Source organism: Nocardioides sp. Soil777 (assembly GCF_001428425.1).
Lineage (GTDB): Bacteria > Actinomycetota > Actinomycetes > Propionibacteriales > Nocardioidaceae > Nocardioides > Nocardioides terrigena.
Map to the genome: position 1 here is coordinate 76,829 of NZ_LMSN01000018.1, position 12,719 is coordinate 89,547.

Consider the following 12,719-nt stretch of genomic DNA (forward strand, 5'->3'; position numbering starts at 1 on the left):
AGGAGAACCTCCGTGCTGGATTCCATCGCGTCCCCGACCCTGTGGTGGGTCACCATCGGAGCCGTCGTAGCCCTGCTGGTCGTGGACTTCCTCGCCACCCGCAAGCCCCACGAGGTCTCCATGCGGGAGGCCGTCGCCTGGTCGGCCTTCTACGTCGCGCTCCCCCTGGCGTTCGGCGTCTACGTGTGGAGCGCCCACGGCTCCGACCGCGGCCTGGAGTACTACACCGGCTACCTGGTCGAGAAGACCCTGAGCGTCGACAACCTGTTCGTCTTCATGCTGCTGCTGGCGGCCTTCGCCGTGCCCAAGGTGCTCCAGCAGCGGGTGCTCCTCTACGGCATCGTGGGCGCCCTGGTGCTGCGCGGCATCTTCATCGCGCTCGGCGCGGCGGCCCTCGACCGGTTCGACTGGGTGTTCCTGGTCTTCGGCGGCGTCCTGCTGCTCACCGGCCTCAAGCTGCTGCGGGACGCCGTCTCCGGGCACGACCACGAGGTCGACGTCAACGAGATGCGTGTCGTGCGCCTGGCCCGCCGGGTGATGCCCGTCACCGACGAGTACGACGGCACCCGCCTCGTCGTACGCCGTGAGGGCCGCCGCTGGCTCACGCCGCTCGCCCTCGTCGTGATCGCCGTCTTCGCCACCGACGTGGTCTTCGCGGTGGACTCGGTCCCGGCCGTCTACGGCATCACCGGCGACCCGTACCTCGTCTTCGCCACCAACGCCTTCGCCCTGCTCGGGCTGCGGGCGCTCTACTTCGTCCTGCAGGGGGCGCTCGCCAAGCTGGTGCACCTGTCCTACGGGCTGGCCGCCATCCTCGGTTTCATCGGGGTCAAGCTGGTGCTGCACTGGGCCCACGAGGTCTGGCCCTCGGTCCCCTCGGTGCCGACCCTGGCGTCGCTGGGCGTGATCCTCGGCATCCTGGCCATCACCACGACGACCAGCCTGGTCGCCTCTCGGCGCTCGACGACCGAGCCGGAGCCCGAGCGGGTCGACGCCCACTAGCCCCCACCGCGTGCGACTCAGGTGTTCGGGACGACGATGGCGCGGTAGGCCCAGCTGCCGTCCGAGCTGACCACCGACGGCGACCCGGTGACCCGACCACCGCCGAAGGGGACGCTGCGCAGGGAGCCGTCGGCGGACCCGTAGAGGATGCGTCCCGACGCCAGCGTCATCCCGGCGGTGCTGGCGAACGAGACTCCTCCCGCGTCGGCGGTGAACGTCTGGGCACCCACCACCTCGCTCTCCGGCGTGAAGTACCGGTAGTAGAGGCTGGTGTCGCCGGAGACCGTGTAGTAGAGGCGGTGCGTCGCCGGGTCGTAGAACATCCCGGTGACGTCGGCGATGGGGAACGGGATCCGCGTGCCGGTGTCCGGGTCGTCACGCAGGCTGACGGTGCGCTGGGCACCGGTGGCGCCGGTGCTGCGCGTGAACGGGCGTGCGTAGAACGAGCCGTTGCTGAGGCCGTAGTAGATCGTGCCGTTGAGGAGGAACGCCCCACGGACCGTCGACCAGTCCATCGCCGTGCTGGCGGTGCTCGGCGCGCCCGTGGGGGCGCCGGTCGCGTCGACGGCCCGGCGCTGGAGCACGCCACCGGCGGTGCGCTGGGCCACGAAGAGGTCGTTGGGCAGCACGGCGGCCGGCACGTCCGGCACCGTGGTGCCCCCGGCGAGCGGCATCAGGGCGATGCGGCCGTGCCGCTCGCTGCCGATCTGGGTGGTGTCGCTGCCGACCCAGAGCCCCTGGCTCGTGGCGAACATCGCCTGCGCACCCACACCGCGCGTCCGGCCGGGGTTCCACGACAACGGGAGCCCGTTGATCGGGTCGAGGGCGGCGATGCCCGACCGGGGCACAGCCCCCGGACCGGCCTGGTCGCCCTGGAAGGGGTTGTTGAACCACCGCATGTGGCCACCGACGTAGACGGCACTCCCGGTGACGGCCACGCCGTACGACGTGTCGCCACCGGTGTAGTCGACCCACGACGGGTCGTTGCCCGTGCTGGCCGTCTCCCAGCGGGAGATCGTGTCGCAGAGCGTCCCGGACGCAACCCCGCCCGCGAACGCGCCGGTCGTCGAGACCACGAAGTAGGAGCCGTCCGGGGAGAGGTCGACGTCCCGCACGAACGCGTCGAACGAGCGTGAGCAGGTGTTGCGGGACCGCTCGAATCGGCTGGTGGACCACGGTGAGAGCGTCGCCTCGGCGCCACTGGTGTCGAGCACGGCCACCTGCGCCCGCGGCTGGCCGCCGACGGTGGCGAAGTTGCCGACGGCGACGAGACGCAGGCCGTTGGCGGTCACGTCGAAGCGCTTGACGTTGGTCAATCCGCCGCCGTTGTTGCCGGGGTCGTAGACGCCGGCGAACGGGACGTCGACCGCGTCGAGGACGGCGCCGGTCGTGGCGTCCAGCGCCGCCAGGGCACCGCGGGGTGACGTGACCCCGGAGGACCTGACGCTGGTGAACCCGCCGCCGATGTAGACCCGAGAGCCGCGGACGACGACCTCGTTGACCTTCGAGTTCGGGACCGCGTTGAAGGCGGGGACCACGGATCCGGAGGCGGTGAGCTTGACGATGCGCTTGATGGCGCTGTTGCCGCCGACCGAGCCGAACGCACCCGCGGCGTAGACGTAGGTGCCGTCGGTGTCCAAGGAGTTGACCGCGCCGCCGAGGTTGGGGTTGAAGGAGGTGTCGATGGCCCCGGTCGTGGCGTCGAAGGCGAAGATCCGGTTGCGGACCAGGTCGTCACCGGTGTTGGCGTAGCTGTTGGCCGGACTCACCGAGGTGAAGGTTCCCGCCGCGATGATCTTGTTGCCGACCTGGGTGATCGCGTTGACGGATCCGTTCATGACGTGCGGCGTGACATCGGCCGGGTTGGCCGAGACCACCCGGGCGCCGTGGTCGGCATTCACGGCAACGGACGGCAGCGTCGCCGCGGTCAGCACCATCAAGGCGGTGACGAGCAGGGTGGCGCCCTGCCGGGCTCGCATCTGCATCCCAGGCTCCTCCACGTCGAGGAGGTGGTGGCGCGCCGCCCGGCGCGCTCCTCGCATGCGACGGTCACCCACCACGCACGCGTCCTGACCCAAGTCCGGCCGACATCGCCCAAATCGGGTAGCGAAGATTGAACGTCGAACCACCCATGCGGGGGTGCCGGAGGGGGGTTCCGCCGCCCTAGCCTCCTCCTCAGTGGTTGGCGTCCGGGGGGACGTTCCAGGCCATCACTCGACCGCCCGCCAGACCCGAAACTGGCGGGCGGTTCGCGTCTCCCGGTGGGCGCGGCACACTTGGGGGTCAGGCCTGCGCCTTGGCGGCGGCCTTCTTCTGCTTCTTGTGGTCTCGCACCTTCTGCAGGGAGTCGCCGTCGACCACGTCGGCCACGGAGCGGTAGCCGTCGAGCTCTAGTCGCCCACGACCTCCTCCCAGCCGTCGGGTCGCACCCCGCACTGCTTGGCGAGCAGCGCCACGAAGATCTGGGCCTTCTGGGTGCCGAAGCCTGGCAGCGCCTTCATCCGCCGCAACAGGTCCTTGCCGTCGGCGGCCTCGGTCCAGATGCGCGCCGCGTCGCCGTCGTACTCCTCGGTGACGATCCGGGCGAGCTCCTGGAGCTTGGCCGCCATCGAGCCGGGGAAACGGTGGATCGCGGGCGTGGTGGCCGCCATCGCGGCGAACTCCTCCGGGTCGGCGCTCGCGATCGCCGCTGGATCGATGCTGCCGAAGCGGTCGACGACCTTGGCCGGCCCCCGGAAGGCGTGCTCCATGGGGTACTGCTGGTCGAGCATCATGCCCGCCAGCAATGCGAACGAGGACTCGTCGAGGATCTGGTCGGCGGCGGGGTCGCCGGTGATGTGGATCGCCATGGCTCCATCCTGCCGCACCTGGATGAGCGCGTCGGTCCTCACTCGGTCGGCCTCGACCGATGCGTTGCCGCGACGGGCCGGGTCTCAGCGCCCCCTCCCGTGTGACGTTCTCCTCTGGTGTCGCAGGCGGGCCGCTGGTCATCTGGAGGTGACACCGACCACGCGCGAGGAGCGCACGGCCCACACCCGCGCACACACACGAGAGGGAGACCGGTCATGGAGACCACCCAGTGGCACATCGAGCTCTACCTGACGGAGGACGGGAGGACGACCAGGGCGGACGCCGTCCTGCGCACCAGTGCCGGGACCGAGGTCCGGCACTCCGGAGTCGCCCGACGCAGTCCCGAGGACCGCGACGTGCCGGAGATCGGCGAGGAGCTCGCCGTCTGCCGGGCGCTCACCGGGCTCGCGCACGACCTGTTCGAGGCCTCGGTCGCCGATGTCGAGGACAACGTCGGCACGGACGCCCAGATCCAGGTCTGACCCGATGAGCGGATACGAGGTCCGGGTCGAGGAGCGCGCGGGCCGCCCCGCGGCAGTGATCCGCGCCGACGTCCCGTACGACGACCTCGCCACGTTCCTCTCGGGCGCCTTCACCGAGGTCATGGGAGCCGTCGCCGAGCAGGGCGCGAGCCTGGCCGGACCGCCCTTCGGCCGCTACACCCCCACCGAACGGGGCTTCGGGGTGACCGCGGGGTTCCCCGTCGACCGGCCGATGCCGGCGCGCGGTCGCGTCGTGCCCGACAAGCTGACGTCGGGCGCCGTGGCCGTCACCCTCCACACCGGCCCGTACAGCGATGTCGGTGAGGCGTACCGGGCCGTCATGCAGTGGGTGTCCGCGCACGGCATGACGGTGGCCGGTGAGGCGTGGGAGACCTACCTGGACGGACCGGAGGTGGCCCTTCCGCGCACGGAGGTCTGCCTGCCCTGCACACGAGCCGCGGCGACCGGAGCCTGACCTGCAGGTCCCTCGGCCGGTGCGCGGTCGCCCGGATGCAACCACCGGGCCGTCGACGGCGTCCTTGGTGCGTGCCCCGTCGCGGAGCACGGCCCGTCAGGGTGACACCACACGAGAAGCGAGACCTGCCATGACCAGCACCACCCCCTCCAGCGCCGTGACCGCCCTCTCGGTGGCCGCCCTGACCGTCGGGCTCGCCGCCCCGGCGAGCGCGGACAGCATCGGGGTGCGCGACCCCCGGGACACCTCCCACGGTTCCGACCTGCGCGCGGTCCACGTCGAGCACGGCGACCGGGACCTCGTCGTCACCACCCACCACACCAACCTGCGACGCGACCCGGCATCCGGCTCGGCCGGGACGGTGTATGTCGACACCGACCCCGGGGACCGGGGTCCGGAGATCGTGCTCGTCGGCGGGTACTTCGTCGGCACCGACTACCAGCTGCTCCACACGGAGGGATTCGGGCGCCGCAGCTGGGGCACGCCCGTCGACGGCTCCTACGAGATGACCGTCGACTACGCGAAGGACCAGGTGCGGATGCGGATGTCGCGCGCTGCCTTGGGCCGTCCCGACCGGGTCCGGGTGGCGGTGCGGGTCTCCGGGACGCGCTCCGACGGCACCAGCAGTGGTCTCGTCGACTGGCTCGGCGAGCCGCGCAGCTGGACCCTGTGGGTCGACCGCGACTGAGTGCGACCGGTCTGCCATGCGAGGGTCCGCCGGGGCAGGACCATCGGCCTCCCGGTGACATCCAACGGCCCTGTACCGGTGTCGCGCGGCGCTGGACCGTGGTGGCATGGATACGTCCGGTGCCCCCATCGTCGTCGGGTACGACGGGTCGCCCGACGCCGGTCTGGCTCTCGAGTGGGCGGAGGCGACGTCGTCGACCACCGGAGCACCGCTCCGCGTCGTGGTCGTCGGCACGGCGATGGACCCGGTCGTCGGCCACTTCCGCGAGCACGAGGACGAGCTGGTGGCGGCGTGGAGCGCCCGGGCCACGGTCCACCTCCGGCGGAGCGGGCACGCCAACGCCGAGGTCGAGGTTCGTCGCGGGCCGGTCGTGCCGGTGCTCCGAGCCGTCTCCCACGGCGCGGCGGCCCTCGTCGTGGGCAGCCGCGGCCACGGTCTGGCGGTGGGCTCGTTGACCGGGTCCGTCACGCAGCACGTGGCGCGCCACGCGTCCTGTCCCGTGGTCGTCGTCCGTCCGTCGCACCAGCCCGACGCCCGCCGGATCGTCGTCGGCATCGACGGGTCCGGGGGCGGCGAGGCGGCACTGCGCTTCGCCTGCGACCGCGGCAGCCGCACCGGGGAGGAGGTGCTCGCCGTCCACGCCTACCGGGCTCCGGCGATTCCCGCCGGAAGGGCGGTGCTCACCGGCGCAATGTCTCCAGGTCCGGGCCCACACACCCGGGACTTGGCGAGCCGGGAGGCCGCCGACCGGTTGCTCGCGGCGGCGACCGCCGGTGTCCGCACCGAGATGCCCGACCTGGAGCTCACCGAGCTGGCGGTGCCGGCACCGGCGGACCGGCTGCTGGTGGACCTGAGTGCTGCCTCCTCGCTCGTGGTCGTCGGCTCCCGCGGTCGCGACGCGTTCGCCGACCTGCTCCTGGGCTCGGTGGCCCAGCGGGTGCTGCAGGCCGCCCACTGCCCCGTCGCCGTGGTCCGTTGAGGTTGTCCCTCGTGGTGGTCCCTGGGCAGGACGGGCAGGGACCTCCGACCCTGTGCCGGTGGTCCAGCGGGTCGCAGGCTGGGGGCGTGGACCACGACATCACCCGGGCGGACTGACGTGACGGGCACGCCCGCCACGATGCGGGCCTGGGTGGTCAGCGGCCGACCGGGGGCGCCGGGGCGCCTCGAGGAGGTCGTGCGAGAGGTGCCGACGCCCGCGGCCGACGAGGTGCTCGTGCGCGTGACCGCCTGCGGCGTGTGCCGCACCGACCTGCACCTGGCGGACCTCGAGCTCGCGCCGCGTGCGACGCAGGTGGTCCCCGGCCACGAGGTCGTGGGTCGCGTCGTCGCCCTCGGTCGGGCCGCAGCTCGGCTGGCGGTCGGTGACCGGGTGGGCATCGCGTGGCTGCGACGGACGTGCGGGAGGTGCCGCGCCTGCCGCCTCGGCCGGGAGAACCTGTGCCGGTCGTCGCAGTACACGGGCTGGGACGGCGACGGAGGCTTCGCCGAGTACGCCGTCGTGCCCGAGGCCTTCGCCTACGAGCTCCCCGGCCCGGGCTCCGACGAGGAGGTCGCCCCGCTGCTCTGCTCGGGCATCATCGGATACCGCGCCCTGAAGCGCGCCGCCCTGCCCCCCGGTGGGCGCCTGGGGATCTACGGCTTCGGGGCCAGCGCCCACCTGACGGCCCAGCTCGCCCTCGCCCAGGGTGCGGAGGTGCACGTGCTCACCCGCGACACTGCAGCGCGCGCACTGGCCACGGAGCTCGGTGCCGCCTCTGCGGGACCCGCACACGGTCGGCCGCCGGTGCCGCTCGACGCGGCCATCCTCTTCGCTCCGGTGGGTGACCTGGTGCCGACGGCCCTGGCCGCGCTGGAGCAGGGAGGCACCCTGGCGGTGGCCGGCATCCACCTGACCGACGTCCCCGGGCTGGACTACCAGGAGCACCTGTTCCGCGAGCGCACCCTCACCAGCGTCACGTCGAACACGCGCGCCGACGGCGAGGAGCTGCTGCGGCTCGCACCGCGGCTCGGGCTGCGAGCCCGCGTCACGACCTATGCCTTCGACGAGGTCGATCGGGCGCTCGCCGACCTCGCCGGCGACGCCGTCACGGGCGCCGCCGTGATCGACGTCGGACCCTGACGGGACGGACGCGAGGCCGGCAGGAGCGTCAGTCGGCCTTAACCGCCAGCACGGGGCAGTGGGCGTCGAGGAGGATCCGCTGGGCGTTGCTTCCCAGGATCAGCTTGCCGACGGGCGAGCGGCGGCGGAGCCCGATGACCAGCAGCTCGGCGGAGTTGGCCTCGGCGAGGCTGATCAGGTCCTCGGCCGGCTCGAAGCCGCGCACGAGCTGGCGGATGTCGTACTCGAGGCCGGACTCGTCGAGCGTCTTGCGGACGTTGTCCATCTCGCCCTCGGCCGCCTGCGCCCTGTCCTGGTCGTAGTCGTGCCCGCCGCGGTGGGAGTTGACCACCACGAGCTTGCTGCCGCGCAGCTTGGCCTCGGAGATCGCGGTCGCGAGTGCGGCCTCACCCTCCGGCTTGGGGACGTATCCGACGACGACGGTGCCCATGGCGCCTCCTTCTGCAGGCCGGTCGCGCATCGGTGCGCGCCGGGTGCTGGCACCGTACCCAATCCGGGCCCCGAGCGGGAGGCTGTGGAGGACGACGCGCACGAACCGGCCCGGGAGGGCAGGCTTTGGGCCATGCCGCTGCTCGCCCCGATCACGCGCGAGACGCACGTCGCCCTGCGCGCGGCGGTGCTCGACTTCCGCGAGGGCGAGCACCGACGGCGCCCTCCGCCCGCCCTGCGGGTGGGCGCTCCCGGCCGGCTCGCGGCGTCGTTCGTCACCGACCCCGACGACCCGCCGGACCCGGCGCTCGCCGTCGACGTCGTCGGGGCCCTGCTCCAACGGTCGCGACGCGAGCTGGCCGCACTGCCGGACCAGGGTGGCGCGCTCCCCGTCACGTGGTTGACGCGGGCCGGGTCGCTCGACGCCCACGACGCCGACATGGTCTGGTCGGCCGCGACCCGCGCGGCGTACGCCGAGGCGGGGCTGGACGCGACGTTCGTCGTCGTCACCCGCGACGGCTGGCTGGACCCCGTCACGGGTGTGCGCCGCGAGTGGCGGCGGCTGCGGCGACGCTCGGGGTCTCCTCCCCCGCCGGCCGCGAACCGGTCGTGACCCTCAGTCGCCCCAGGTGTGGACGGGCTCGTTGGTGTGCATCCGCTCGCGGTAGTCGAGCAGGGTGGCGCGCAGCGCGTCGTACGTCTCCATGTCGGCGCGCCGCCGCATCTGCCCCACGAACCACTCCGCACCGTTGGTCCCCAGCAGGCAGCGCTGCTCGATGATGCCGAAGAGCCGGTCCCGGACCTCGCCCTCCACGCCCCAGGCGTCGAGTCCCTCGGCCGCCATCGGGAGCAACCGGCGCAGCACGAGCTCGGTGGCGCGCACCTGGCCGATGCCGGGCCAGTAGATCTGGGCGTCGACACCCTGCTGGGCAGCGACGTGGAAGTTCTCCTCCGCGGCCGAGAAGGACATCTGGGACCACAGCGGGCGCTCGCTCTCGGCGAGGTGGCGGACGAGGCCGAAGTAGAACGCCGCGTTGGCGATGGTGTCGGCGACCGTCGGGCCCGCGGCGAGGAGACGGTTCTCGACGCGCAGGTGCGGCACCCCGTCGGCGATGTCGTAGACCGGACGGTTCCAGCGGTAGATGGTGCCGTTGTGGAGCCGGAGCTCGGAGAGCTCGGGCGTGCGCCCGTCCTCGAGCACCTGCAGCGGGTCCTCGTCGTCGGTGATCGGCAGCAGCGCCGGGAAGTAGCGGACGTTCTCCTCGAACAGGTCGAACACCGAGGTGACCCACCGCTCGCCGAACCACACGCGGGGGCGGACCCCCTGGACCTTGAGCTCCTCGCTGCGGGTGTCCGTGGCCTGCTCGAACAACGGGATGCGCGTCTCGCGCCACAGCTCCTTGCCCAGGAGGTACGGCGAGTTGGCACCCACCGCGAGCTGCACGCCGGCGATGGCCTGGGAGGCGTTCCAGTAGTTGGCGAAGTCGTCCGGCGAGGTCTGGACGTGGAACTGGGTGCTCGTGCAGGCCGCCTCGGGCACGATCGAGTCGGCCGTCGTCGACAGCCGGTCACGACCGGAGATGCTGATGGTGATGTCCTCGCCGCGCGCGTCGAGGATCTGCTCGCTCAGCAGCTTGTAGCGGGGGTTGGCGCTCAGCGAGGAGATGGACATGTGGCCCTCGGCCAGGGTCGGCAGGATGCCGATCATCACCTGGTGCGCGCCCACCTCGCTCGCCGCGTCCTCCGCCTGGTTGAGGGAGCGCCGCAGGCTGTCCTCGAAGGTGGTCAGCCCACCCTCGCGCAGCGTCGCGGGGTCCACGTTGATCTCGATGTTGAACTGGCCGAGCTCCGTCTGGAACTCGGGCTGGGCGATCGCCTCGAGCACCTCGGCGTTCTTGAGCGCCGGGTCGCCGCGGTCGTCGATCAGGTTGAGCTCCACCTCCAGCCCGGTCATCGGGTCGTCGGTGTCGAAGCGGGCCTCCCGGAGCATCCGGGCGAAGACGTCGAGGTTGCGCCGCACCTTCTCGCGGTGGCGCGTGCGATCGGCCCGCGAGAACTCCTGCTGCTCGACTTCTTCTCCCATGGGTGGACCCTAGCCACGCGGGAGCCCCCCGCGACAGGTGTCACCCCCCGTGGGATGGGGGCTCCCTCGCGGGGCTCAGGCCGCCCCGCGCTCCCACGACGAACGCACCGGCTCCCACAGCTCGGGCGAGCACGCCTCGTCGAGCAGGTCGGCCACCAGCCGGGCGAGGGAGTGTCCGGGGTCGACGGCACGGCAGCGCTCGACCGCACACCACGCCAGCGCGCCCTCCCCCGCGAGCCAGGCGGCGACGGCGAGCACCGCGGCAGGACCCGCCACGAGGTCGTCGGGCAGCCGCCGCACGACGTCGCTCCACAGCTCGACGTGGGCGCGGGCCACGGCGCGGGACAGCCCCGCCCAGGCCTGGTCGCGCGACGCCGGGTCGCGCAGGGCCAGGGCGAGGGGAACGAGGACCTCGGTGGGGACCGGCACCGGTCCCTCACCGTGGCGGGTGACCACGGCACGCACCCGGTCCCCCGTGAGCGGCGCCGGGGAGGTGGCCAGGAGGGCACCGGACGCGGCGACCTCGTCGGGGACCGGGTCGAGGGTGGCGCGCAGCTCCTCGCGCGACGCCCGGGTGACGCGGCCGTCGAACACCGCGCGGGCGGTGAACGGGTGCGACCCGGAGTCGAAGGGGACACCGTCGTACGCCTCGGGTGGGCGACCGGGCAGGACGGCGAACCAGCGGCCGTCGTGCACCCGGAGCACGTCGATCACCTCGATGCCGCGCTCGGTGAACGCCTCGTGCAGCGACCAGGCCGACTCATCGGCCACGACGGTGTCGTCGTCGTAGACCACGAAGATCACCTGGCGGACCCGGTGCCGCAGGCTGGGTCGGAGCAGTGCGTCGACGACGTCGTCGACGTCATCGGGGTCGTCGGGCAGGTCGACCCGGGCGTGGAAGGACTGCCCGCGACCGAAGGTGAGCATCGCGACGGAGCACTCGGGCGGGAACCCGAGGGCGACCGGGACGAAGGCGAGGATGTCCTCGGGAGTGCGGGCGACGAGCGAGGCGGGTGTGGGTGTCGGTGTCATGCGGAGACGGTCCCCGCGTGCGCCGGCGCTCTCACCCGCACGCGTCCGCGCTGTGGACGACTACCGCACGGCAGGCGCCTGTGGATGCCGGGTGGCCTGCGACAATGGCTGACATGCGTCGCTCCGGGATCCACCGCGCCCCGGGCCACGACGTCGACTGATGCGTCGTACCGCTTCGGTCCTGCACCTGGACATGGACGCCTTCTTCGCCGCGGTCGAGCAGCGCGACAAGCCGTCGCTGCGCGGCAAGCCCGTCATCGTCGGCGGCACGGGCGGGCGCGGCGTCGTCGCCACCGCGTCCTACGAGGCCCGGGTGTACGGCGTGCGCTCGGCCATGTCGGGGCGCGAGGCACGCGCCCGGTGCCCGCACGCGGCCTTCCTGTCGGGCCGCTTCCACGCCTACCGCGAGACCAGCGCGCGGGTCATGGAGGTGCTGCGCGCCGCCTCGCCGCTCGTCGAGCCCTTGTCCCTGGACGAGGCGTTCGTGGACCTCGAGCGCGCCGGCCTGCCCGACCTCGAGGTGGGGACGGTGACCGCCTTCGGCGAGGAGCTGCGCCAGCGTGTGCAGGAGGTCAGCGGCGGGCTCACCGGCACCGTGGGGATCGGGACCTCCAAGTTCATCGCCAAGGTCGCCAGTGAGCTCGACAAGCCCGACGGGCTGACTGTCGTCCCCCCGGGCACCGAGCGCGACCTGCTGCGCCCCATGAAGGTCACCGTCATCCCCGGTGTCGGACCGGCGACCGCCGAGCGGCTCCGGCGGGTCGGCATCCACACGGTCGCCGACCTCGAGGCGGTGGACGAGGACGAGATGGTGCGGCTGCTCGGCAAGGCTCACGGGCACGGCCTGCACCAGCTGGCGCGAGCCGAGGACGACCGCCCGGTGGTGGCCGACCGCGAGACCAAGTCCGTCAGCAGCGAGGGCACCTACGACACGGACCTGACCGACCGCAGCCTCATGGAGTCCCTGCTGACCCGGCAGGCCACGCAGGTCGGCGCCCGGCTGCGCAAACACGGCCTCTCGGGCCGCACGGTGACGATCAAGGTGCGACTGCACGACTTCACCACCCTGAGCCGCTCCTCGACCCTCGCGAGCCCGACCGACAGCGCCCCGACGATCGCGCGGCTGGCCCGGTCCCTGCTCGCCGACCTCGACACCTCCGGCGGCGTCCGGCTGCTGGGCGTGGGCGTCTCCGGGCTGGCCGACTGGATCCAGGAGGACCTGTTCGGCGAGACCGACCCCGAGCCCGAGGAGGTGGTCGTCCCGGAGCCTGCCCCGTCGGTCCGTCACTTCTCCCCCGGCATGGACGTCGTCCACGCGGAGATGGGTGCCGGCTGGGTGTGGGGGTCGGGTCGCGGCGTCGTGACCGTGCGGTTCGAGACCGCCGACACCCCGCCCGGGCCGGTGCGGTCCTACGCCGTGGACGACCCGGCACTCGCGCCCGCACCGCGGCCGGCGGAGGACTGACAGCCTTCGACCGAGCGACCCGGGGCTCACGGCCCGGTGGAGATGAGGTGAGGGGCCCCAGCCGGTATGAGCGCCTGGAGCCCCTCGGGTTGAC

General features: G+C 72.7%; 13 protein-coding genes. 8 read left to right on the top strand and 5 right to left on the bottom strand.

Annotated elements, in window-relative coordinates:
- Positions 1-12 precede the first annotated feature (12 nt).
- Positions 13-1,002: a TerC family protein gene (locus ASG88_RS17435; protein WP_200956487.1), complete on the top strand. Its 990-nt coding sequence runs from the start codon at positions 13-15 to the stop codon at positions 1,000-1,002.
- A gap of 17 nt (positions 1,003-1,019) precedes the next feature.
- Here ASG88_RS17435 and ASG88_RS17440 read toward each other — a convergent pair whose 3' ends face one another.
- A complete protein-coding gene (locus ASG88_RS17440; RefSeq protein WP_157559802.1) occupies positions 1,020-2,987 on the bottom strand; it encodes a hypothetical protein in 1,968 nt (655 codons plus the stop codon).
- A 405-nt stretch (positions 2,988-3,392) separates the two neighbouring features.
- Positions 3,393-3,851 carry an HhH-GPD-type base excision DNA repair protein gene (locus ASG88_RS17445; protein ID WP_321163831.1) on the bottom strand — a complete coding sequence of 153 codons (459 nt, stop codon included), beginning with the start codon at positions 3,849-3,851 and terminating at the stop codon, positions 3,393-3,395.
- A 216-nt stretch (positions 3,852-4,067) separates the two neighbouring features.
- On the opposite strand from ASG88_RS17445, the gene ASG88_RS17450 reads away from it, so the two are divergent.
- The 5 genes from ASG88_RS17450 (at position 4,068) to ASG88_RS17470 (ending at position 7,616) form a co-directional block, all read left to right on the top strand.
- Entirely contained in the window at positions 4,068-4,334 is a 267-nt protein-coding gene (locus ASG88_RS17450; RefSeq protein ID WP_056888723.1) for a DUF1876 domain-containing protein, read from the top strand.
- Between the two features lie 4 nt (positions 4,335-4,338).
- Complete coding sequence (locus tag ASG88_RS17455) at positions 4,339-4,809, top strand: GyrI-like domain-containing protein (protein ID WP_056888724.1); 471 nt, start codon at positions 4,339-4,341, stop codon at positions 4,807-4,809.
- 130 nt (positions 4,810-4,939) lie between these two features.
- Positions 4,940-5,497 (top strand): hypothetical protein, encoded by a 558-nt coding sequence (locus ASG88_RS17460; protein ID WP_056888725.1) that lies wholly within the window; start codon positions 4,940-4,942, stop codon positions 5,495-5,497.
- A gap of 106 nt (positions 5,498-5,603) precedes the next feature.
- Positions 5,604-6,476: a universal stress protein gene (locus ASG88_RS17465; protein ID WP_056888726.1), complete on the top strand. Its 873-nt coding sequence runs from the start codon at positions 5,604-5,606 to the stop codon at positions 6,474-6,476.
- Between the two features lie 117 nt (positions 6,477-6,593).
- Positions 6,594-7,616, top strand: coding sequence for a zinc-binding alcohol dehydrogenase family protein (locus ASG88_RS17470; protein WP_235534905.1), 1,023 nt, complete (start codon positions 6,594-6,596; stop codon positions 7,614-7,616).
- Between the two features lie 28 nt (positions 7,617-7,644).
- Here the strand turns inward: ASG88_RS17470 and ASG88_RS17475 are convergent, their stop codons facing one another.
- A complete protein-coding gene (locus ASG88_RS17475) occupies positions 7,645-8,046 on the bottom strand; it encodes a universal stress protein (protein ID WP_056888727.1) in 402 nt (133 codons plus the stop codon).
- A gap of 132 nt (positions 8,047-8,178) precedes the next feature.
- On the opposite strand from ASG88_RS17475, the gene ASG88_RS17480 reads away from it, so the two are divergent.
- Positions 8,179-8,658: a hypothetical protein gene (locus tag ASG88_RS17480; RefSeq protein WP_056888728.1), complete on the top strand. Its 480-nt coding sequence runs from the start codon at positions 8,179-8,181 to the stop codon at positions 8,656-8,658.
- Positions 8,659-8,661: 3 nt separating this feature from the next.
- Here ASG88_RS17480 and ASG88_RS17485 read toward each other — a convergent pair whose 3' ends face one another.
- Together ASG88_RS17485 and ASG88_RS17490 are read right to left on the bottom strand one after the other, a co-directional pair.
- Entirely contained in the window at positions 8,662-10,128 is a 1,467-nt protein-coding gene (locus ASG88_RS17485) for a hypothetical protein (protein WP_056888729.1), read from the bottom strand.
- Between the two features lie 75 nt (positions 10,129-10,203).
- On the bottom strand, positions 10,204-11,160 hold the full coding sequence (locus ASG88_RS17490; protein ID WP_056888730.1) for a DUF4192 domain-containing protein: 957 nt from the start codon (positions 11,158-11,160) through the stop codon (positions 10,204-10,206).
- A 160-nt stretch (positions 11,161-11,320) separates the two neighbouring features.
- On the opposite strand from ASG88_RS17490, the gene ASG88_RS17495 reads away from it, so the two are divergent.
- Positions 11,321-12,625 carry a DNA polymerase IV gene (locus tag ASG88_RS17495; protein ID WP_056888731.1) on the top strand — a complete coding sequence of 435 codons (1,305 nt, stop codon included), beginning with the start codon at positions 11,321-11,323 and terminating at the stop codon, positions 12,623-12,625.
- The last annotated feature ends 94 nt before the right edge of the window (positions 12,626-12,719 follow it).